Below are 20,985 nucleotides of genomic sequence, written 5' to 3' on the forward strand. Positions count from 1 at the left end.
CAGGCCGAGGACCGACATTTGAGACCGCGCGAATTCGACCATGACGACGTCCTGCGCATCGCGTTCGACCAGTTCTGGCGCAAGGGCGTGCGCGGCGCCTCGCTGTCGGACATCGCGCGCGATGCCGGCGTCCAGCGCGGCAGCCTCTACAATGCCTTCGGCAGCAAGGAGGCGCTGTTCCTCCAGGCCTATGAACGCTATGCGGGCGATTATCTCCTCGCCCTGCAAAAGGCGCTCGGCACGGGCAGTTTGCGAAAACGCCTCAGCGCGTTTTTCGACCTGACCATCGTGAATTTCCGCTCGGGCTCGCCGCCGCGCGGATGCCCGACCACGCGCGGCCTGATGGAGCTCGGCGCGGTCGAAGGCGAGGGGCTCGACGAGGAAGCGCGCCAGGCCTTTGCGAACCTCATCTCGCGCATCACCGCCCTGGTTCAGGACGCGTTGTCGGCAGGCGCGAAACGCGGCGAGTTCAACGGCAATCCCGCGGCCGCGGCGCTGCACATCATCACGGTGACGCGCGGCCTCGCCGTGCTCGAACGGGCCTTCGGCGACGAGGCGCAGCTGCGCAAGATCGCTGCCCACACGATCGATCTCGTGCTCGGCAAGGCGGGCGGTTAGGCGTCAGCAGCAGGCAAGCGCGTTGACCGCCCTCGTTGCCGCATCCTCTTTCCCGGAGCCGACGAACTGGCAGACGACCGACTCGAGTTCACCAGGCTGCTCGCTGCGGGCGACCGCCAGCAGCCGCATCAATTCCGCCTCGTCCTTCGACAGGCGGCGGCACGACGGCGGCATGAAGCACAGCTCGCACGGCCGGCCGCTGCGCAGGATCCTGACGAGCGCAGCAGCCCGTGCGACCAGCAGCGGGCTGTCGGCAATGCCGGGCGCTTCATCGGCAAAGCGATAGGCCGCCTCCCAGCAATCGGAGGCGCCGGTCGCATAGGCAGCCCCAATGAAGCGGAACAGCGAAAGCGCGACGCGGCAGAATTGATCGTAGCTTTCGACGCTCGGACGGGTCGCGAGCGCGGCCTGGAGCGGGCAGGGGCGCGACTGGCCGGCTTCCGGGTCAGGCACAGGATTGCTCGTAGCCTCCATCATGAACGATCTCGTCAATGCAATGTGGGACTGCCGACAAGCCAGCTCTTCATCACCATCGTCCGGCCCTGGTCGAAGGGCTCGGCGTGCCGGTCGGGGAGAATGAGGCCGGCCATGCGGAAGATGGTCGCAAGTCCCCGCACCGGCGCCAGCGCCCAATCCGCGCCCACCGGTGGCAGCCAGCACTCGAACTGCTCGCGCGCGACATCGTCGCGCTCTTTCTGCGCGGCGGCGATCGCCCGCAGGATTCCGCGCTCGCTCTCCGACATGCGCGGACAGGTGGGGCAATGCACTTCGATGGCCGTATGCGCCGTGCAGGCAAAGATCTCGATGATCGCTTCCAGTGACGGCACGGCATCGTCCACGCGAAAATGGTCGTACACCTGCTGGATGTCGGCCGCGGTTGGAACGGCGCTTCCGCTGCGCGCCTTGCTCCGAAAGCCCCAGATGAAGAGCCGCTCGGCCGCGGTCAGTGCGGGAAGGTCGATGGGCTTGGCGTATGTCGATTGATGCATTGAGCCTCGGGCCTTTCGCTGCGGGCACGCCGCGTCTGGCGCTGACGATCTGCGCCGATCGTTCTGCCAGAGCCTGTCGCAAGTCAACGCGGCGAAGGCCGATATCGAGGTCTTCTAGATTTGAAGAGTTCGGATCTCGGATGCGGCCGGCCCCGCAAACCTGCCAGGCCGCACGCGGCGTGCCGGCTGCCTGCCCACGCGATTTTACGGGATTTGGGGGACCCGAATGCTTAAAGCTTTGCTAAGGGGAACGGGATAAACAGGCATATCAGCCCTTCCAATTTTGCGAGCCCCGATGATTTTCTCCCGCATCAGTTTCAAGCTGGTCCTGATTGTCGGCATCAGCCTCCTCGGCATGATTGCGCTGGCGCCGATCGCGCTGTCGACCCTGCGCACGCAGATGGTCGCCGATCGCCAGGCCAAGACGCAGCACATGGTGGATGTCGGCTACGGCATCCTGGCGCACTATCAGAAGCTCGAGAGCGAAGGAAAACTCCCGCGCGAACAGGCGCAGGCCGACGCGATGGCGGAGATCAAGAGCCTGCGCTACGACAAGGTCGAGTATTTCTGGATCAACGACATGACCCCCAGGATGGTCATGCACCCGATCAAGCCCGAGCTCGACGGCAAGGATCTCGCCGGGATGAAGGATCCCGCCGGCAACGCGCTGTTCCTGGGGTTCGTTGACGTCGTCAACAAGCAGGGCGCCGGCTTCTACAGCTATCTCTGGCCGAAGCCCGGCTTCGACCAGCCGGTCGGGAAGATCTCCTATGTGAAGGGCTTTGCGCCCTGGGGCTGGATCATCGGCACCGGCATCTATCTCGACGACGTCGATGCCGTGTTCCGCCAGAACGCGACGACGTTCGCGCTGGTGTGTCTTGCCGTGCTCGTGCTGGTGCTCGGCGCCTCCTTCGTGATCGGCCGCAGCGTCACGAAGCCGCTCGCGAAAATCACCACGCTGACCGAGCGCCTCGCCGCCGGCGACAGTGCGTTCGATGTACCCTACACCGATCGCCGCGACGAGGTTGGCGGGCTCGCCAACGCGCTCGCCGTGTTCAAGGACAATGCGTCGGCCGTGAGCCGGATGCATGCCGAACAGCAGGAAGCGAAGCAGCGGGCCGACGGCGAGAAGCGCAAGACGATGGCCGATCTCGCCGGCAAGTTCGAAGCGAGCGTCCAGGCCGTGGTCCGCGACGTCTTCGACGAGGCACGCGCGATGCAGCAGGCCGCGCAGGGCATGTCTGAGACTGCGAACAAGGCGACCGATCGCGCGAGCTTCGTGGCGACGGCCTGCCAGCAGGCTTCGAGCAACGTGCAGACGGTGGCCTCCGCCGCCGGCCAGCTGTCGTCCTCGATCACCGAGATCAGCCAGCGCGTCGCGCAGGCCGCGACGGTGGCCGACAAGGCGGCCGCCGACGGTCAGCGCACCAACGACACCGTGCAGGGGCTTGCCGCCGCCGCGCACAAGATCGGCGAGGTCATCGACCTCATCAACCAGATCGCCTCGCAGACCAACCTGCTCGCGCTCAACGCCACCATCGAGGCGGCGCGCGCGGGCGAATCCGGCAGGGGTTTTGCGGTGGTCGCAAGCGAGGTGAAGTCGCTGGCGAGCCAGACCGCGAAGGCGACCGACGAGATCGGTGCGCAGATCACCGCGATCCAGGCCGAGACCAACCAGGTCGTCGGCAATATCGAGAGCATCCGCAAGACCATCATGGAGGTCAACGAGATCTCCTCGTCGATCGCAGCCGCCGTCGAGGAGCAGGGCGCGGCGACGCAGGCGATCGCGCACAGCGTGCAGGAGGCGGCCGCCGGCACCGATCAGGTCTCGCAGAACATCTCCGGCGTGACCGATGCGACCGCCGAGACCGGCCAGGCCGCCGGCCTCGTGCTGCAATCCAGCGGCCGGCTGACGCAGAAGCTGCAATCGCTTGAGGACGAGGTCAGCGTCTTCGTTGCCGGCGTGCGGGCGGCCTAGCGGGCGACCGCGCGAAAATGCGCCGCGATGTCGGCGCGCGTTGCGACCCAGACGCGGCCTTCGAGCCGCGCAAGCTCGGCAAGAATGGCCTTCACTGCGCGGAAGCGCGCAGGGCGGCCGCAGATGCGCAGATGAAAGCCGATCGATAGCATCGAGGATCGGCCGCGTTCGGCTTCCTCGACCAGCGTCGCGAGCGCGGCGCTGACATAGCCCGAAAAGTCCTCTGGCTGCACAAAACCGTTCCGATGGAAGAACTTCATGTCGTTGGTGTCGAAGCCGTAAGGCAGGACCAGCATCGATCCCTGGCGCGACCGGCTCCAATAGGGCAGGTCGTCGTCGAGGGCGTTGGAATCGTAGGTAAAGCCGAGCTCGGTCAGGAGGTCGCGCGTCCAGGCGCTCTGGCTGCCGCGTGACATGAAGCCGACCGGCGTGACGCCGGTGGTGCGGGCGATGACGTCGCGCGTCCTTTCGATGTCACGGCGTTCGGTCTCGGCATCGCCGTAGAGCGCGTGCGGCAGCCAGCGCCAGCCATGCACCGCGGGCTCGTGCCCGGCCTCGACCACGGCGCGCGCAAGGTCCGGCACGCGTTCGACCGCACGGCCGCACATCATGAAGGTCGACGGGACCTTGGCCTCGGCGAAGGCGTTGAGGAAGCGCCACAGGCCGGCGCGCATGCCGTAGTCGAACACCTGCTCCTGCACGAGGTCACGGACGCCCGGCGGCAACGTCGAAGCAACTTCGCCATAGCGTTCCGTCTCGGCATCGCCCTGCTCGACGGCGAGCTCGGCGCCCTCCTCGAAATTCACCACCAGCGACACCGCGACGCGGGCGCCGTTCGGCCAGAGGATATCCGGTCGCACCGGGCCATATCCGTGGAGATCGCGCTCGATCGGCATGATCAGCGGTTCCCGATCTGGCGGCTGACGCCGCCGAAGATTTCCGCGCAGACGAGACCGGCGAGCGTCACAAGCACGATCACGCCGGAGACGGCGGCGACCCGCACGTCGAGGCTGCCTTCAAGGATCGCCCAGAGCTTGATCGGCAGAACCTCGGTGCGCGCATCCGCCAGGAACAGTGAGACCGGAACGTTGTCGAACGAGGTCAGGAACGCAACGAAGCAGCTTGCGACGATGCCACGGCGGATCAGCGGCAGCGTGATCCGGCGGAAGGTGTACCAGCGGCCGGCACCCAGGCTGAGCGAGCAGGTGATCAGCACCGGATTGAGCTGCTGCACCGACGCGCCGACCATCCGGATCACGAAAGGCACGCAGATGATGGTGTGGCCGAGCACCAAGGTCGCCGCCGACAGACGTATGCCGAGCAGGTTGAAGACGAGCAGCAGCGACAGGCCGAATGCCATGGCGGGCAGCACCATCGGAGACATGAACAGCGCATCCAGCGCCCGCGCGATCTTCAGCCGGCTCCGCGCGAGCCCGAGCGCCGCCGCGCCGCCCAGCACCGCGGAGAGGATCGTCGCCATGGCCGCGACCTTGAGGCTGGTCAGCGCGGGCTCGACGATCTCCTGCGATTGCAGCAGCTCGACATACCAGCGCAGCGACCAGCTCGGCGGCGGGAATTTCAGCGTAATGCCGCCGGTGAAGGAAATGACGAGCACGACCAGCGTCGGTGCCAACAGCAGCAGCATCCCGAAGCCGGTGATCGTTCCGATCACGCCGGAATAGATGCGGTCAATGAGACTACGCTGCATCGACGCCTCGCACATAGCGGCGCGACAGCGCGCCGATTGCAAAGACGATGCCGGTGACGGCGAGCGTGAAGATCAGCGACAGCGCAGCCGAGAACGGCCAGTCCTGCACTCCGACGGCCTGTTGGTAGATGTAGGACGGCATCAGGATGATGCGTCCGCCACCGACCAGCGTCTGCGTGATGAAGGCGGTCGCAGCGGCAGCAAAGACGAGCAGCCACCCGGCGATGGCGCCCGGCAGGGTCAACGGCAGGATGACGGTGAGGAAGATGCGGGCGCGGCTTGCCCCCAGTCCCTCCGCGGCTCTCGTCAGGTTGCCGTCGAGCCGCAGCAGGCTGTTGATGACCGGGAGCGCCATCAAAGGAAGCTGGATCTGCGTCAGCGCCAGAACCATGCCCTCCCAGGTGTAGAGCAGCCGGGCGGGTGCCTGCCAGAATCCGAGCGACAGCATCGCCGAGTTGATGATGCCGTCGCGGCCGAGGATCACGATCCAGGCGAAGGTACGCACCACCGTGCTGGTCAAGAGCGGCAGCATGATCAGGAACGTGATCAGCGTGCGCATGAACGGGCCGCTCGCGACATAGACCAGCGCGAGCGGATAGGCCAGGATCAGCGTCGCCAGCGCAACCTCCGCGCCGAGCCACAACGTGTCCGACAGCACCTTGAGGCTGAACGGGTCGGACACGAATCGCAGATATTGCACCAGCGACAGGCCCGAGAATTGCGGATCGCGGAACAGGCTGACCAGCACAAGCGCGGCCAGCGGCAGCACGAAGGCTGCGAAGAACAGCGCTGCCAGCGGAACCACCGGCAGCAATTGCCTTGATGCACTCGTGCTGGCTGGCGCCATCTAGATTTTCACTTCCTTGCTGAAGCGGGTGATCCATTCGCCGCGCATCGGCTGGAATTTGGTCCAGTCGAGCAGGACATTGTTGGCGACGAGGTCGTCGACGCTCTTGGCGACGGTGAGGTTTGCGCCGGTCAGCGCCACCTTGCTATTGGTCGGCATCATCACCCAGGGCGCGGCCTCGATGCCCTTCTGCGTGTCGACCGACATCACAGTGTCGAGGTAGTCGAGCACGAGTTTCGGATCCTGATTGTTTTTGACGATCTGCGCGCTGGTGCGGATCACGACGGCGCCGGACTTTGGCTTGGCGAAGGCGATGTCGACGCCCTTGGCGGCGAGCAGTGCCACGTTGTTCCAGAAGTTGAAGGCGATATCGATCTCGCCCTGCTGGAACAGCGCAGCCAGCGCGCCGGGCGAGGCCGCGATCGCGCCGACGTTCGGCAGCAGCTTCTTGATGGCCTCGAAGGCCGGCTCGATGTTGGTCTCGGATCCACCGTTCAGCTTCGCGATCTCGACCATGAAGGCGGTGCCGAGGCTCGATCCGAGCCCGGTGATGCCGACACGGCCCTTGTATTCAGGCCTCCACAAATCCTCCCACGAGGTCGGCGGCGTCGTGATCTTCTTCGGGTTGTAGGCGATGCCGATCAATTGCACGGTGATGACAGGCGCGTAGCCATCGGGATGGCGGAACACGCTCGGGATGTCGGCATAGGATTTTGATTGCGCGACCGGGAATTTCTCCAGCACGCCGCTCGCGATCGCCGGGATCAGTGGTCCCTCGTCGAACAGCACGACGTCGAAGGGCGGGGCGTTGCGCGAGGCCTGGATCTTGCCGATCTGGTCGACGCCGAGCAGTGGCGTGAATGTGACACCGCCGTCGCTCGTCTTCTTGAAAGCGGGCCCGACCACCGAGCGGAAGGCTTCGTCAAAGCTGCCGGGATAGGTCGTCGCCACGATCGAGGTGGCGGCGCGCGATGGTCTCGGCCATCCCCAGCCTGCCGCCGCGACAGCGGCCGAACCTGAGGCGAGCAGCGATCTCCGGGATAGGCTCATGTCAAACACTCCTTTGCTGATGGTTCGAGACGTCGCCGACCGGCGTGCTGAAAACGCTGACGCGCGAGACGTCGGAGATCGTGAGCCAGGCGGTCGATCCCGCCTGCGCCTTCGCGCTTGTCGCAGCGCGCGCCTGGCTGATCTTCACGGCTTCGCCGCTCGCGGCGACGCCCTCGGTGATGCTGACCGCGCCGAGCGGTACGGTGGCGCGGATCGTGACGGGAATGGCGCCGGCTTGCTCGGCGCCGAACGCGATGTTCTCCGGCCGCACCGAGAGCGTCACCGGCGTGCCGCGCCGTCGCTGCACGGAGCGGCCGAGGTCGATCTCGGGGCCGGCGTCCAGCTGCACGCGGTCCGTCTCAGTCACGGTGCCGCGCAGCAGATTGGTGTGGCCGATGAAGCTCGAGATGAACAGGCTCGCCGGGCGGTCGTAGAGCGCATCCGGGCTGTCGATCTGCTCGATGCGTCCCTTGTTGAGCACGACGATGCGGTCCGCCATCGACAGCGCCTCCTCCTGGTCGTGCGTGACGATGATGGAGGTGACGCCGAACGTCTTCAGCAGGCTCTTGATCTCGATCTGCATGTCGAGGCGGAGATTCTTGTCGAGCGCCGAAAACGGCTCATCGAGCAGGACAAGGCCCGGATCGATCGCGAGCGCACGCGCCAGCGCCACGCGCTGCTGCTGTCCGCCGGAGAGCTCGCCCGGAAGTCGGCGCGCGAATGCCGCCATCTGGGCGAGGCTGAGCATCTGCTCGACCTTTGCCGCGACCTCGGCATTCGCAGTCTTGCGCGCCCGCAGCCCGTAGGCGACGTTCTCGAACACGGTGAGATGCGGAAACAGCGCGTAATTCTGGAACACCATGCCGATGCGGCGGCGATTGGCGGGGATGTGCTCGACCCGCGCGCCGTCGAAGCGGACTTCGCCTCGGGACGGACGCAGGAAGCCCGCGATGATCTGGAGCATCGTGGTTTTGCCGCAGCCGGATGGTCCGAGCAGCGCGATCAACTCGCCGGCCGCAACAGTGAGATCGATCTCGTCCAGTGCAACCGTCGCGCCGAAGGCGTGGCCGATGCCCTTCAGGTCCAGCGATTGTCCGCGCACGCCACTCAACGCCAGCTCCATCCTTCGCGGTGTCCTGCGCGAGGGTGTTAGCAATCGCCGTGCCAGCGCGGGCTGTTCGCTAAGGCATTGCGGATGCTTTGATAATTTTTAGGCGCCAAAAATTGGCGCCAATTTATTGTCTATATTGTAAACAGTATGGATGCCGGTTTGTACAAAAAATGGGCTGCGGCAACATTCCAGAATCCTGTAAAAGCGACGCATGAAGCGAAGCCGCCCCCTCAAGCGCAAGCCGAAGCGCCCCGAGCCGAAACACAGGGAGCCGGAGGCCGTCGATCTGCGCAGCATCGACGACGATCCGGTGGTTCAGGGCATCCTGACCGCGATCAGCCAGAAACGGCTCAAGCCCGGCGCCAAGCTCGGTGAGGACAAGCTCGCCGCGGCCTTCGGCACCACGCGGATTCACATCCGCCAGGCGCTGGCCCATCTCGCCTCGCGCAAGGTGGTAATGCAGATCCCCAATCGCGGCGCGTTCGTGTACCGGCCGAGCTGGGAGGAAGCCCAGGACATCTTTGCCGCGCGCCGCATCATCGAGACGGCCACGGTGGCTGCGGCGATCGACCGGCTGGACAAAACAGGCAAGGCCGAACTCAAGGCGCATATGGAGCGCGAAGCGCGCCACGACCGCAACGACCGCTGGGCCTCGCTGTCGCTCACGGCCGAATTCCACATCCTGGTCGCCAAGCTTGCCGGCAACCGCGTGCTGTTGGAGATGTCGCGCGAGCTGATGCTGCGGACGTCGCTGGCGATCGCGACGTTCGAGCAGCCAGGCGAGCCGGATTGCTCGCCCGACGCGCACCCCGACATAGGAGCGTTGATCCTCGCCCGGGACAAGGCCGGCGCGATCCATGCCATGCATCATCACATCGAGGAGATGGAGCAGCGGATCAGGCCCCAGGAAGGCAAGGGCGAGGTCGACGAGCTCACCGCGATCTTCCAGGAGATCGGTGCACGGGCGCGGGCGGCCGGATAGCATGACCGCTCGCCGCATCCTCCTGATCAATCCGAACAGTCTTGAGGCGACCACGACGATGATGGTCGCCATCGCGAAGTCGGCCGCCGTGACCGGTTTCGACATCGTCGGCGCCACGGCAACGCGCGCGCCGTCGATGATCGTGTCGGCGGAGGCGCTGGAGGCGGCCGCCCCCGAGGTCGAGGAGATCGCGCGGGCGCATCAAGCTTCCTCGGACGGCATCATCGTCGCGGCGTTCGGCGATCCGGGCCTTGCCGGAATCAGGGCAGCGATCAGGCTGCCCGCGGTGGGCATCGGCGAGTCGTCGATGCTGGAGGCCGCCGAAGGTGGCCGCCGCTTCGGTGTGGCGACCACGACACCGCTGCTCAAAGCGAAGATCGACGCATTGCCGGACGCGCTGGGACTGCGATCGTGCTACGCTGGCACGCGCTTTGCCGAAGGCGATCCGCAACAGCTGATGCGCGATCCGGCGCAGCTGCGCGCAGCCCTTGCCGGCGCGGTCGAGGCCTGCATCGCGCAGGACGGGGCGGAGGCCGTCATCATCGGCGGCGGGCCGCTGGGGGAAGCCGCGCGCGAGCTTCAGCCGATGTTCACTGTCCCCGTCATCGCCCCGATTCCGTCGGCCGTAAGGCGGATCATTCGCCTCGCCACGGCGTAACGCCGACGTTTTTTCCGCGCCGCGGCATCGGCCGTGATGCGGAAAACTGTTTTCCTTGACATGACGTCGGCCGTGCTCGACGTGTAACGACGTCGAGTGATGGCATGCGCGTGCCCTCGCGAAAAGAAGAACAGCACTGGGATGACGTCATGAGCGCGGGCCTCAATGAGAAGGACTACCTCGCCACTCTGAACGGCCTGTGGGACAAGGCCTGGCCGAAGGGCATGCCGCGTTCGCCGAACTATCTGCACGGCGAAGTTCCCTTGACGGAATATCTGCGCGCCTGGGCGAAGCGGAGCCCGGATCGTCCGGCGGTGATCTTCTACGGGCACGTCACCACCTACGCCGACCTCGACCGGCAGAGCGACCGCTTCGCGGCGCTGTTGCAGGCCAAGGGCGTGCGCAAGGGCGATCGCGTCGCCGTCTTCCTGCCGAACTGCCCGCAATTCCACATCGTGTTCTTCGGCATTTTGAAGCTCGGCGCGGTCCACGTCCCTGTCAGCCCGCTGTCGCGCGCGTTCGAGCTGTCCTACGAGCTGAACGACACCCAGGCCGATGTGATCGTGGCGCTGGACCAGCTCATCCCCGTCGTCGAGCAGGTGCGGGGCGAGGTGCGGCTGCGCGAGACCATCGTCACCAGCTTTGCCGATGTCGTGCCGGCATTGCCCGCGTTTCCCGCACCGGACTCGATCCGCGCGCCGCGCATCGCGGTCGCAGGCGCGACCGATCTGCTGCCCGCGCTTGCCGCGATGCCCGCGCCTGCGCCGCTGCCGCCGCCCGGCCTCGATGAGGTCGCGGCGCTCAACTACACCGGCGGCACCACCGGCATGCCGAAGGGCTGCGTCCATACCCATCGCGACATGGTCTACACGGCCGCCGCCAATTACGGCATCTCGGTCCTGTCGGACGAGAGCAGCGTGTTCCTGTCGTTCTTTCCGGAGTTCTGGATTGCGGGTGAGAACCTTGGCCTGATCTTCCCGCTGTTCTCCGGCGCGACGCTGGTCCTGCTCGCGCGCTGGGATGCCGTCGGCGCGATGGCCGCGATCGACAAGTACAAGGTCACGATCACGGCGATGCCGGTGGACGGTGCGGTGGAGTTGATGGATCATCCGCGCTGGAGCGAGTTCGACCTGTCGTCGTTGAAGCAGGTGCGCGTCGTCTCCTTCGTCAAGAAGCTCAACGCCGACTATCGCAGGCGCTGGAAGGATCTCACCGGTACGATCCTGATGGAGGCAGCCTGGGGCATGACCGAGACCCACACCTCCAACACTTTCACGGCCGGCTTCCAGGACGACGATTTCGATCTCAACAATCAGCCGATCTTCGTCGGCCTGCCGGTCCCCGGCGCCGAGTTCAAGATCACCGATTTCGAGACCGGTGCGCTGCTGCCGCTCGGCGCGGAAGGCGAGATCCGCGTGCGCACGCCGTCGCTGCTCAAGAGCTACTGGAACAAGCCGGAGGCGACCGCAGAGTCTCTCGTTGATGGCTGGCTGCGCACCGGCGACATCGGCAGCATCGACAAGGACGGCTTTCTGCACTTCCTCGGCCGCCGCAAGGAGATGCTGAAGGTCAAGGGCATGAGTGTGTTTCCGCCGGAGATCGAGGCGCTGCTCGGGCAGCACCCGAAAGTGCTGGGCTCGGGCGTGGTCGGACGCGACGATCCCGACAAGGGTCAGGTGCCGGTGGCCTATATCCAGCTCAAGCCGGAGGCGATCGGTACCATCTCGGCGGAGAGCCTGCGCGCCTGGTGCGCCGAGCGCATGGCCGTCTACAAGGTCCCGGAGATCCGCATCATTGAAGCCCTGCCCCTGACGGCGACGGGCAAGGTGAAGAAGCAGGACCTCAATCCAAATCTGCCTGCCGCAGTCTGAGTGAGAGACATCATGTCGTTCAAGAAACTCCTGATCGCCAATCGCGGCGAGATCGCCATCCGCATCGCGCGCGCGGCGGCCGACGCCGGCATCGCGACGGTTGCGATCCACCCCGCGGACGACGCGCTGTCGCTGCACGTGCGTGTCGCCGACGAGGTGGTCGAAATTCCCGGCCGCGGCGCGCGGGCCTATCTCGACATCGAGGCGGTGGTGACGGCGGCGAAGAGTGCCGGCTGCGATGCCGTGCATCCCGGCTACGGCTTCCTCAGCGAGAACGCGGCGTTCGCCAGGGCCTGTGGCGATGCGGGCATTGTTTTCGTCGGGCCGAAGGCTGCTGCGCTCGAGCTGTTCGGCGACAAGGTCGCGGCACGGCAATTGGCAAAACGCTGCGGCGTGCCGATCATCGCCGGCACCAGCGGGCCGTCGTCGCTGGAGGAGATCACGGCGTTCTTCACATCGCTCGGCAGCAATGCCGCAATCGTGATCAAGGCGATGGCCGGCGGCGGCGGACGCGGCATGCGCGTGGTCGAGAGCGCGGCCGACCTCGCGGAAGCCTATGCGCGCTGCCAGTCCGAGGCCAAGGCGGCGTTCGGCTTCGACGGCGTCTATGCCGAGCGGCTGATCCGTCAGGCGCGCCACATCGAGGTGCAGATCATCGGCGACCGCCACGGCGCGATCTCTCATCTCTGGGAACGTGAATGCACCATCCAGCGCCGGCACCAGAAACTGATCGAGGTGGCGCCGAGCCCGTCGCTGAGCGAGCCCTTGCGTGGCCGCATCATCGAGGCGGCAAGGCAGCTTGCGGCGGCGGCAGCTTACGACAATCTCGGTACCTTCGAGTTCCTGGTCGACGGCACGGCGGAGGACAGCTTTGCCTTCATCGAGGCCAATCCGCGGCTCCAGGTCGAGCACACCGTGACGGAAGCGGTAATGGGCCTCGACCTCGTCCGCGCCCAACTCGCGGTCGCCGCGGGTAGCACGCTGGCCTCGCTCGAGCTTGCGCAAGGATCGATCCCGAAGCCGCGCGGCTACGCCATGCAGCTCCGCGTCAACATGGAGACGCTGGACGAGACAGGCGCGACGCATCCGACCGGCGGCGTGCTCGCCGTGTTCGAGCCGCCGTCGGGGCCCGGCGTCCGCGTCGATAGTTTTGGCTATGCGGGCTACAAGACCAGCGCGGCCTTCGACTCGCTGCTCGCAAAGGTCATCGTGCATACGCCGGGCGAGGCCTGGCATGACGTGGTCGCCAAGGCTTCGCGCGCCTTGCGCGAATTCCGGATCGACGGCGTCGTCACCAACATCGCGTTTCTCCAGGCCGTGCTCGCGCACCCCGACTTCAGGACCAATCGCATTGCGACCGATTTCATCGACCGCAACATCGCGAAGCTCGTGGAGGCGGCCGACGGCGCGGCCAAGCCGCTCTATTTTGCCGCGACCGAGCGAAGCGGCGTTCACGGCACCGAGCCGCAAGTCGCGCAGGCCGTGCCTGAAGGCGCGGTGATGGTCGCAGCACCCTTGCAGGGGACCATCGTCACAATCCAGGTGAAGGAAGGCGAGATCGTGCGCCCCGGCCAGCAGCTCGCCGTGATCGAGTCCATGAAGATGGAGCATCTCGTCATGGCCGAGCAGGGCGGCCGGGTGATGAAGCTCGTCGCCGACGACGGTGTCACGCTGATGCATGGCGAATCGATTATGTATCTCGAGCCGCTCGACGTCGCGGCCGACGCGTCGGCGGCGGAAGCCGATGTCGATCTCGACCATGTCCGCCCCGATCTCGCCGAGCTGATCGCGCGCCAGGCCAACACGCTCGATGCGAACCGGCCGGCCTCGGTCGAGCGCCGCCGCAACACCAATCAGCGCACCGCCCGCGAGAACGTCGCGCAGCTCGTCGACGACGGCTCCTTCATGGAGTATGGCAGCCTCGCGATTGCGGCGCAGCGCCGCCGGCGCAAGCTCGATGATCTCGTCAAGAACACGCCGGCCGACGGCCTCGTCATGGGCGTTGCCACCGTCAATGCGGAGCATTTCGGCCCCGAGGGCGCGCGCTGCATCGTCGTGGCCTACGACTACACCGTGCTCGCGGGCACGCAGGGCCACATGAACCACAAGAAGATCGACCGCATGCTGACATTGGCGGAAGATTGGCGCGTGCCGCTGGTGTTCTACGCCGAGGGCGGCGGTGGCCGGCCCGGCGACACCGACCGGCTCGGCATGACTGGGCTCGACGGCCCGTCCTTCGTGCAGTTCGCAAGGCTCTCCGGCCTCGTACCTGTGATCGGCGTCGTCTCCGGCTATTGCTTTGCCGGCAACGCCGCGATGCTCGGCTGCTGCGACGTGATCATCGCGACCAAGAACGCCTCGATCGGCATGGGCGGCCCTGCGATGATCGAGGGCGGGGGGCTCGGCGTCTATCATCCGGCCGAGGTCGGCCCGGTCTCGTTCCAGTCACCGAACGGCGTCATCGACATCCTCGTCGAGGACGAGGAGGAGGCGACGCGCGTCGCGCAAAAATACCTGTCCTATTTCCAGGGCGCGGTGACGGAGTGGCAAGCCGCCGACCAGCGCCTGCTCCGCCGCGCCATCCCCGAGAACCGCCTGCGCGTCTATGACATCCGCAGCGTGATCGATCTCGTCGCCGACAAGGATTCCGTGCTGGAGCTGCGCCGCGACTACGGCGTCGGCATGATCACCGCGTTGATCCGCATCGAGGGCAAGCCGTTCGGCCTGATCGCCAACAACCCGCGCCATCTCGGCGGCGCCATCGACGCGGATGCCGGCGACAAGGCCGCGCGCTTCCTCCAGCTTTGCGATGCCTTCGACCTGCCGATCGTCTCGCTGTGCGACACGCCCGGCTTCATGGTCGGTCCGGAAGCGGAGAAGACCGCGATCGTGCGCCACGTCTCGCGCATGTTCGTGACCGGCGCCAGCCTCACCGTGCCGCTGTTCGGCCTCGTGCTGCGCAAGGGCTATGGGCTGGGCGCGCAGTCGATGATCGGCGGCGGCTTTCATGCCTCGTTCTTCACCGCGGCCTGGCCGACGGGCGAGTTCGGCGGCATGGGCCTCGAAGGCTATGTCCGCCTCGGCTTCCGCAAGGAGATGGAGGCGATCGCCGATCCCGAGGAGCGCGAGACGTATTATCGCAACAAGGTCGCCGAGCTCTACGCCAACGGCAAGGCGGTCTCGATCGCGTCGGTGTTCGAGATCGACAACGTCATCGACCCCGCGGAGACGCGGCGGTGGATCATGGCGGGCTTGCGATCCGTGCCGAAGCCTGAGCCGAGGACGACCAAGAAACGGCCGTGCATCGATACGTGGTGAGGGCGGTGCAGCAATTCTGATTACGGCGTCGTTGTAGCTTCAGCCGTCATTCCGGGGCGGCTCGAAGAGCCGAACCCGGAATCTCGGGATTCTCGGGTGCGCAATGGCGCACCATAGTTCGATGCTTCGCATCGCCCCGGAATGACGAGAGGAAGTACGAGCCCTCGCATCCTGTTCCCGGTTCCCGATTGACATCCCCGCCCGTGCTGCCAGACTTTGCACAATAATACAGGGTGGAGACGTCCGCGATGGCCAGCCTTTCGGCCTCGAACCATGTCGCCCGTGTCTTGTCCGTCGCCAATCACGTGGCCGACGTCGATGCCTCTTCGCGGATTGCCAATTCCTGGCGGCGCTGCCTGATCAGCCACAAGCTCGATCCCGCCCGCCAGGGCCCGCCGCAGACGCTTACCGAGGCCGAGATCCGGCAGGTCGCCGAGCCGATGGAGGAGACGATCCGGCTCGCAACGCCCGAGCTCGACGACCTCGCCCGCGTGCTGCGCGACGCCGGCTATTGCGTGAATCTGGCCGATGTGAACGCGACCATGCTGTTCAGCCGGCTTCCGGGCGAGGCCGATGCCAGGATGTTTCTGGACTGGAAGATCTACACCGGCTCGAATTTCGCCGAAACTTTCGAGGGCACCAACGGGCTCGGGACTGCGCTTGCCGAGCAGAAGCCGATTCTGGTGCATCGCGACGAGCATTTTCGCGCGCAGTGGCACATGTTCTCCTGCGCCGTGGCGCCGCTGTTCGACCAGGCCGGCCGGCTCGCCGGTGCCATCAACATCACCTCCTGCCGCGAGGATCTCGAACGTGCCGCGCATCAGCTTGCGCTCGCGGTGACCATGGAGGCGACGCGGCGGATCGAGGGCGCGATCTTCCGCGGCCATTTCCACAACGCCTGGATCGCGACGGTGCCGGGTGACGGCGGCAGCGGCCTGCTCGCCTATGACGACGACCGCCGCATCGTCGGCGCCTGCCGTTCCGCGCGTGCGCTGCTCGGCCTCACCGACGGCATGATCGCATCGGGCATCGATCTGTCGCGTTACATCAAGTTCGATCATCACGCCGCGCGCAGTGCGGACGATGTTGTTGAGTTGCGCCGCGCCGATGGCAGTCCGTTGGGCCAGGGCCACGTTGCCCCGCCGCTGCGCGCCAGATCCTTCACGGGTCCATACGCTCCGCGCCGCGATGCGACGATCGACCGTTTTGATGCCCTGCATCGGCTCGCCGGACGCGATCCCGGCCTGATCAGAAGCGTGAAGCGGCTCAGGAGCATCGGCGATCACAATCTGCCGGTGCTGCTGCATGGCGAGACCGGCGTCGGCAAGGACGTGTTCGCGCGTGCCATTCATGCCGCGAGCAACCGCGCGCGCAACCACTATGTCGCGCTGAACTGTGCGGCGATGCCGGAGAGCCTGATCGACGCCGAGCTGTTCGGCTACGAGGCCGGGGCCTTCACCGGCGCGCGGCGCGAGGGCTCGAAGGGCCTGATCGTGCAGGCCGACGGCGGCACGCTGTTCCTCGACGAGATCGGCGACATGCCGATCGCGCTGCAGACGCGCCTCTTGCGCGTGCTGGAAAACCGCGAGGTCTGGCCGCTCGGTGCGCTCAAGCCGGTGCCGGTCGACATCCGTCTGATCAGCGCCACCCACCGCGACCTCGGCCGCATGGCGGAGGAGGGTGCCTTCCGCGCCGACCTCTATTTTCGTCTCCGCGGCATGGAGGTGAAGCTGCCAAGCTTGCGCGAGCGCGCCGACCGCGACGACATCATTCGCCAGATCGCACGCGAGGAAGCGCCGAATTGCCGTCTCTCCGACGAGGCCTGGGCGTTGCTCTCGGCCTATCACTATCCCGGCAACATGCGCCAGCTCCGCCATGTGCTGCGGCTTGCCGGCTGCACCGCGGAGAACGGCGTCATCACCGATGCCGATCTCGATCTGCCGCCGTTCGGCGGCCGTGCGGCGGAGCCGGACCTCGCGGCGGCCGAGCGCGCGACGATCGTCGAGGCGCTGCGCAAGCACGGCGGCCGCGTGACAGAAGCGGCGCGCGCGCTGAAGCTCAGCCGCGCGACGCTGTATCGGAAGATCAAGCAGCTGAAGATCGAGACGGCGCAGTAGCGCGTTCTGTTGGAGATGAACGAGGAGCGAGCCGCGGGCTTTCGCCTCTCCCCGCGTGCGGGGAGAGGCCGACGCGCGAAGCGCGGCGGGAGAGGGGGAGTCTCCGCGAGTCCAACTGTCACCTCCCTTGCGGAGGCTCCCCCTCACCCCAACCCTCTCCCCGCAAGCGGGGCGAGGGAGCGCACCGGTGCCGCCGCCCTTACGAAAAATCCGTCCAGCTCAGATGCCGTGAATCGAGGTCGCCGACTGTCACGGTGCCGCGGATTTCGTGAGGAACGTGGAAGCTGCTGCGCAGATAGACCAGCGGCGCAGCCCCGCCGGAATGCGACACCCCGCGGACCTCGCCGACGAAGATCGAATGCGTCTTGGTTTCGAACTCCTGCGCCAGTTCGCAATCGAACGCGGCCACCGCATCCGTCAGCACCGGTGCGCCGGTAGCTCCGCGCGTCCACTGGCCGAACGCAAAGCGGTCGTCGCCATTGACGCCCTTCTGCCCGCTGAAGGTGAGCGCCAGCAGCGCGTGGTCCTCGTGCAGGAAGTTGATCGCGAAGGCGCCTTCCTCACGGATGCGCGCATGCGCGCTGGCGTTGCGGTTGACGCAGACGATCAGCGACGGTGGATTGTCCGACAGCGAGCAGGCCGACGTGACCGTGAGTCCTGTGCGCTTGCCGTGCTCGGCACCGACCGTGACCAGCGCGACGGCGCCGGCGCATTGGCGCATCGCCTGCTTGAAATCCTTTGCGTCCACGCTCACGCGGAAATCTCCGAAACGGGTGCGGATGCGGCACGATCGCGCCGCATCCGCGTCGGGTCAAGCCGCCTTCTTCGCGGAGCCGAGATGCTTCAGGCGCGGCATCACCTCGTTGCTGAGCAGCGAGAGCGAATGATGCCAGGCCTCGGCCTTGTGCTTGTAGTCGAAGCCGAACACCAGCAGCACGCCGAAACCGCCGACCTCCTCGTAGATCTTCTCGATCTTCTCGGCGACGGTCGCGGGCGAGCCGACGATCCAGTTCCGCTTGGCGCAATATTCGACGGTGACGTCGCTGTCGGGCACGTCGGGCGCGTGCTTCAGATAGTCCTTGAAGCCGAAATGGCCGAGCAGGGGCAGGAAGTACTCGTGCATCATCCGGCCCATCATGTCGCCGGTCGAAAGCTTCCAGGCCTCCGCGTCGGTGTCGGCGACGAACACCTCGCGCACCAGCCGCCAGTCCTGGCGGTTCGGCTTGCGGCCGGTCTTCGCCGCACCGATCTCGACCGAATCCCAATGGCTGCCGACATAGGCGGGATTGAGGTTGAGGCTCATCGGGATGAAGCCGCGTTCGCCGGCGAGCTTCAGCGTGTCCGAGTTCTTCGACAGCCCGGCAACGCCGATCGGCGGATGCGGTGCCTGCAGCGGCTTGATGTGAGGCTTGAGGAAGTCGAACATCGTGTCCGGCTTGGTCACCGTCCAGAATTTGCCCTTGTAGGTCCAGGGCGCGGGATCGGTCCACATCTTCAGGATGATCTCCAGCGCCTCGCGGGTCATGTCGCGGTTCTGCCCGCTCATGCCGTCGACGTTGAACATCGCCCAGTCGCTCGGCAGGCCGCTGGCCGCGACGCCGAAATTGAGCCGGCCCTCGGACATGTGGTCGAGCATGGCGACGCGGTTGGCGAGCTCGGCCGGATGGTGATAGGGCAGCAGGAAGCCGCCTGGCCCGATGCGCAGGCGCTTGGTCTGCATCAAGGCCTGCGCGATCAGGAGATCCGGCGTGGGATTGGGTTCCCATGGCGCGGTGTGGTGCTCGCCGACCCAGGCCTCCTGATAGCCGAGCTCGTCGAGCCAGCGCATGACTTGCAGGTCCCAGTCGTTTCCTTCCTTCAGGCCGCACTCCGGCGGATGCGAAGGCATCGTGAAATAGCCGATCTCCATGGGTTTTCTCTCCACAGTTGACGCGTCTTGCTGCGCGGTTCACGGATGTGAGTGGGGACGCATGAGCAAGCGGTGTGCCAGCGCGGCAGCGTCTCAGACCTGCGAGAAAACGCTGGTTTGCGGCGGCAATAGCCGATATCCCGGGGCGAATTTGCCGGCCGTCGTCTCATTGTCGCGAGACGGCGTCTTGCCGGTGAGACGAGGACGAGAACCGAGATGACCGAACCCGCCTATGTCGCAGTGGACTGGGGCACCAGCAGCTTCCGCCTGTGGCTGGTCGATCGGGCCGGCCAGGTCCTGGCCGAGCGCCGTAGCGATGAAGGCATGCTGGCGGCCGCCAAGACCGGATTTTCCGGCGTGCTGCAATCGCATCTTTCGGCAATCGAAGCGCCGGATCGTCTGCCCGTTCTGGTCTGCGGCATGGCCGGCGCCAAAACCGGCTGGGCCGAGGCCGGCTATGTCGACACGCCGGCGCCGCTTGCTGCCATCCTGAAGCAGGCCGTGCGCGTGCCGGGCGAGGCGCGCGACATCCGCATCCTGCCCGGCATCGCGCAGCGCGACGCAGGCGCGCCGGACGTGATGCGCGGCGAGGAGACGCAGTTGCTCGGCGCGCTCGGGCTCGAGGCCGCCGGCGAAGCGCTGGTCTGCATGCCCGGCACGCATTCGAAATGGGTGCGGGTGAAGGACGGTACGGTCGCGCATTTCTCCACCTTCATGACCGGCGAGTTGTTCAGCGTCGTGTCGCGCGAGACGATCCTGTCGCTCGCGGTCGCCGGTGCCGATGATGCCGAGGATGTCGCGAGCTTCAAGACGGCCGTGAAAGCCGCGTTTGAGGCGCCGGCCTTTGCGGCCAATCTCCTCTTCGGTGCGCGGTCGCGGCAGCTGTTGTTCGGTGGTACGCCGGCTGCGGCGCGCGAGACGCTGTCGGGCACCTTGATCGGTGTCGAGCTGGCGGCGGGTCTCTCCGGCGCCGTGCCGAAAGCCGGCGTCACGTTGATCGCCTCGGGGCGGCTCGCGATGCTGTACCGGCTCGCCTTCGACGCGCTGTCGGTGATCGTGACGCCGATCGATGCGGATGAAGCCGTCCGCCGCGGCCTGTCGATGGCAGCCGCGGCCATCTGGACGAAGCAAGAAGGATCTTGAGATGAGCGTTCCCTTTCCGCCGATGCAGCGGCCGCTGGTCGCGATCCTCCGTGGCGTGAAGCCGGAGGAGGCCGAGGCGATCGTCAGCGTGTTGATCGAGGCCGGCATGACGGCGATCGAGATTCCGCTGAATTCGCCCGACCCATTCCGCTCGATCGCCACCGCCGCGAAGCTCGCGCCGGCCGGCGTGCTGATCGGCGCCGGCACGGTGCTGACCACCGCAGATGTCGATCGTCTCAATGACGTCGGCGGCAAGCTGATGGTCTCGCCGAATGTGGATACGCAGGTGCTCACGCGTGCGCATCAGTATGCGATGGTGACGATGCCCGGCGTGTTCTCGCCCACCGAGGCGCTGCTCGCGGCGCGGTCGGGTGCGTCGAGCCTGAAATTCTTTCCCGCGAGCGTGCTCGGCGCGTGCGGCATCGCCGCGATTCGCGCGGTGCTGCCGGCCGGCGTGATGATCGCAGCCGTCGGCGGCGTCTCCGACCAGAATTTTGCGGAGTATATCAAGGGCGGCGTCACTGCGTTCGGGCTCGGCTCCAGCCTCTACAAGCCCGGCATGAATGCGGCGGATGTCGCAGCGCGCGCAAAGGTGACGATCGCGGCCTATGATCGGGCGATTGCGAAAGACTGACCTCGCAATAAACCAGCCGTGATCCCGTTACCGTCGCGCATTATCCTATCTT

General features: G+C 66.3%; 18 protein-coding genes. 9 read left to right on the top strand and 9 right to left on the bottom strand.

Going from position 1 to position 20,985, the window contains the following annotated elements:
* Positions 1 to 18: 18 nt before the first annotated feature.
* A complete protein-coding gene (locus BM118_RS29945) occupies positions 19 to 618 on the top strand; it encodes a TetR/AcrR family transcriptional regulator (RefSeq protein ID WP_092190045.1) in 600 nt (199 codons plus the stop codon).
* A 3-nt stretch (positions 619 to 621) separates the two neighbouring features.
* Here BM118_RS29945 and BM118_RS29950 read toward each other — a convergent pair whose 3' ends face one another.
* Both BM118_RS29950 and BM118_RS29955 read right to left on the bottom strand, forming a co-directional pair.
* On the bottom strand, positions 622 to 1,095 hold the full coding sequence (locus BM118_RS29950) for a hypothetical protein (RefSeq protein WP_092190229.1): 474 nt from the start codon (positions 1,093 to 1,095) through the stop codon (positions 622 to 624).
* An 11-nt stretch (positions 1,096 to 1,106) separates the two neighbouring features.
* Positions 1,107 to 1,607: a hypothetical protein gene (locus BM118_RS29955; RefSeq protein WP_177234823.1), complete on the bottom strand. Its 501-nt coding sequence runs from the start codon at positions 1,605 to 1,607 to the stop codon at positions 1,107 to 1,109.
* Between the two features lie 295 nt (positions 1,608 to 1,902).
* Here BM118_RS29955 and BM118_RS29960 point away from each other — a divergent pair, with 295 nt between their 5' ends.
* Positions 1,903 to 3,585, top strand: a complete 1,683-nt coding sequence (locus BM118_RS29960; protein ID WP_092190047.1) for a methyl-accepting chemotaxis protein — start codon at positions 1,903 to 1,905, stop codon at positions 3,583 to 3,585.
* On the opposite strand, the gene BM118_RS29965 is transcribed toward BM118_RS29960, so the two are convergent.
* The 5 genes from BM118_RS29965 to BM118_RS29985 are packed head-to-tail and all read right to left on the bottom strand — an operon-like array spanning position 3,582 to position 8,313.
* On the bottom strand, positions 3,582 to 4,481 hold the full coding sequence (locus BM118_RS29965) for a polysaccharide deacetylase family protein (protein ID WP_092190049.1): 900 nt from the start codon (positions 4,479 to 4,481) through the stop codon (positions 3,582 to 3,584). The genes BM118_RS29960 and BM118_RS29965 overlap by 4 nt on opposite strands.
* A 2-nt stretch (positions 4,482 to 4,483) precedes the next feature.
* A complete protein-coding gene (locus BM118_RS29970; protein ID WP_092190231.1) occupies positions 4,484 to 5,293 on the bottom strand; it encodes an ABC transporter permease in 810 nt (269 codons plus the stop codon).
* Positions 5,283 to 6,140: an ABC transporter permease gene (locus BM118_RS29975; RefSeq protein ID WP_092190051.1), complete on the bottom strand. Its 858-nt coding sequence runs from the start codon at positions 6,138 to 6,140 to the stop codon at positions 5,283 to 5,285. Before BM118_RS29975 ends, BM118_RS29970 begins: the two co-directional genes overlap by 11 nt.
* Positions 6,141 to 7,190: an ABC transporter substrate-binding protein gene (locus BM118_RS29980; RefSeq protein WP_092190053.1), complete on the bottom strand. Its 1,050-nt coding sequence runs from the start codon at positions 7,188 to 7,190 to the stop codon at positions 6,141 to 6,143.
* Between the two features lies 1 nt (position 7,191).
* Entirely contained in the window at positions 7,192 to 8,313 is a 1,122-nt protein-coding gene (locus BM118_RS29985) for an ABC transporter ATP-binding protein (protein ID WP_092190055.1), read from the bottom strand.
* A gap of 199 nt (positions 8,314 to 8,512) precedes the next feature.
* Between BM118_RS29985 and BM118_RS29990 the strand changes: the two genes are divergently transcribed.
* From BM118_RS29990 to BM118_RS30010, 5 genes are all read left to right on the top strand, one after another.
* On the top strand, positions 8,513 to 9,283 hold the full coding sequence (locus BM118_RS29990; protein ID WP_092190057.1) for a GntR family transcriptional regulator: 771 nt from the start codon (positions 8,513 to 8,515) through the stop codon (positions 9,281 to 9,283).
* A gap of 1 nt (position 9,284) precedes the next feature.
* Complete coding sequence (locus tag BM118_RS29995) at positions 9,285 to 9,941, top strand: aspartate/glutamate racemase family protein (protein WP_092190059.1); 657 nt, start codon at positions 9,285 to 9,287, stop codon at positions 9,939 to 9,941.
* Between the two features lie 149 nt (positions 9,942 to 10,090).
* Positions 10,091 to 11,812 (top strand): AMP-binding protein, encoded by a 1,722-nt coding sequence (locus BM118_RS30000; protein WP_092190061.1) that lies wholly within the window; start codon positions 10,091 to 10,093, stop codon positions 11,810 to 11,812.
* 12 nt (positions 11,813 to 11,824) lie between these two features.
* Positions 11,825 to 15,130, top strand: a complete 3,306-nt coding sequence (locus BM118_RS30005) for an acetyl-CoA carboxylase family protein (protein WP_177234824.1) — start codon at positions 11,825 to 11,827, stop codon at positions 15,128 to 15,130.
* Positions 15,131 to 15,378: 248 nt separating this feature from the next.
* Positions 15,379 to 17,247, top strand: a complete 1,869-nt coding sequence (locus BM118_RS30010) for a sigma-54-dependent Fis family transcriptional regulator (RefSeq protein WP_177234825.1) — start codon at positions 15,379 to 15,381, stop codon at positions 17,245 to 17,247.
* Between the two features lie 199 nt (positions 17,248 to 17,446).
* Here BM118_RS30010 and BM118_RS30015 read toward each other — a convergent pair whose 3' ends face one another.
* A complete protein-coding gene (locus tag BM118_RS30015) occupies positions 17,447 to 18,001 on the bottom strand; it encodes a flavin reductase family protein (protein WP_092190067.1) in 555 nt (184 codons plus the stop codon).
* A gap of 57 nt (positions 18,002 to 18,058) precedes the next feature.
* Positions 18,059 to 19,156 (bottom strand): LLM class flavin-dependent oxidoreductase, encoded by a 1,098-nt coding sequence (locus BM118_RS30020; protein WP_027547116.1) that lies wholly within the window; start codon positions 19,154 to 19,156, stop codon positions 18,059 to 18,061.
* A 216-nt stretch (positions 19,157 to 19,372) separates the two neighbouring features.
* Between BM118_RS30020 and BM118_RS30025 the strand changes: the two genes are divergently transcribed.
* Both BM118_RS30025 and BM118_RS30030 read left to right on the top strand, forming a co-directional pair.
* Positions 19,373 to 20,299: a 2-dehydro-3-deoxygalactonokinase gene (locus BM118_RS30025; RefSeq protein ID WP_092190069.1), complete on the top strand. Its 927-nt coding sequence runs from the start codon at positions 19,373 to 19,375 to the stop codon at positions 20,297 to 20,299.
* A gap of 1 nt (position 20,300) precedes the next feature.
* Positions 20,301 to 20,933 carry a 2-dehydro-3-deoxy-6-phosphogalactonate aldolase gene (locus BM118_RS30030; RefSeq protein WP_092190071.1) on the top strand — a complete coding sequence of 211 codons (633 nt, stop codon included), beginning with the start codon at positions 20,301 to 20,303 and terminating at the stop codon, positions 20,931 to 20,933.
* Positions 20,934 to 20,985: the final 52 nt, after the last annotated feature.

It is taken from the genome of Bradyrhizobium sp. cf659 (genome assembly GCF_900113725.1).
Classification (GTDB): Bacteria; Pseudomonadota; Alphaproteobacteria; order Rhizobiales; family Xanthobacteraceae; genus Bradyrhizobium.

What these genes read in the sequence shown, in the direction of transcription:
- BM118_RS29955 (WP_177234823.1), bottom strand. Translation starts at nt 1,607, where the DNA reads ATGCATCAATCGACATACGCCAAGCCCATCGACCTTCCCGCACTGACC.
- BM118_RS30005 (WP_177234824.1), top strand. Translation starts at nt 11,825, where the DNA reads ATGTCGTTCAAGAAACTCCTGATCGCCAATCGCGGCGAGATCGCCATC.
- BM118_RS29960 (WP_092190047.1), top strand. Translation starts at nt 1,903, where the DNA reads ATGATTTTCTCCCGCATCAGTTTCAAGCTGGTCCTGATTGTCGGCATC.
- BM118_RS29985 (WP_092190055.1), bottom strand. Translation starts at nt 8,313, where the DNA reads ATGGAGCTGGCGTTGAGTGGCGTGCGCGGACAATCGCTGGACCTGAAG.
- BM118_RS29950 (WP_092190229.1), bottom strand. Translation starts at nt 1,095, where the DNA reads ATGATGGAGGCTACGAGCAATCCTGTGCCTGACCCGGAAGCCGGCCAG.
- BM118_RS30025 (WP_092190069.1), top strand. Translation starts at nt 19,373, where the DNA reads ATGACCGAACCCGCCTATGTCGCAGTGGACTGGGGCACCAGCAGCTTC.
- BM118_RS30010 (WP_177234825.1), top strand. Translation starts at nt 15,379, where the DNA reads ATGGCCAGCCTTTCGGCCTCGAACCATGTCGCCCGTGTCTTGTCCGTC.
- BM118_RS30000 (WP_092190061.1), top strand. Translation starts at nt 10,091, where the DNA reads ATGAGCGCGGGCCTCAATGAGAAGGACTACCTCGCCACTCTGAACGGC.
- BM118_RS29990 (WP_092190057.1), top strand. Translation starts at nt 8,513, where the DNA reads ATGAAGCGAAGCCGCCCCCTCAAGCGCAAGCCGAAGCGCCCCGAGCCG.
- BM118_RS30030 (WP_092190071.1), top strand. Translation starts at nt 20,301, where the DNA reads ATGAGCGTTCCCTTTCCGCCGATGCAGCGGCCGCTGGTCGCGATCCTC.
- BM118_RS30020 (WP_027547116.1), bottom strand. Translation starts at nt 19,156, where the DNA reads ATGGAGATCGGCTATTTCACGATGCCTTCGCATCCGCCGGAGTGCGGC.
- BM118_RS29970 (WP_092190231.1), bottom strand. Translation starts at nt 5,293, where the DNA reads ATGCAGCGTAGTCTCATTGACCGCATCTATTCCGGCGTGATCGGAACG.
- BM118_RS29995 (WP_092190059.1), top strand. Translation starts at nt 9,285, where the DNA reads ATGACCGCTCGCCGCATCCTCCTGATCAATCCGAACAGTCTTGAGGCG.
- BM118_RS29975 (WP_092190051.1), bottom strand. Translation starts at nt 6,140, where the DNA reads ATGGCGCCAGCCAGCACGAGTGCATCAAGGCAATTGCTGCCGGTGGTT.
- BM118_RS29980 (WP_092190053.1), bottom strand. Translation starts at nt 7,190, where the DNA reads ATGAGCCTATCCCGGAGATCGCTGCTCGCCTCAGGTTCGGCCGCTGTC.
- BM118_RS29965 (WP_092190049.1), bottom strand. Translation starts at nt 4,481, where the DNA reads ATGCCGATCGAGCGCGATCTCCACGGATATGGCCCGGTGCGACCGGAT.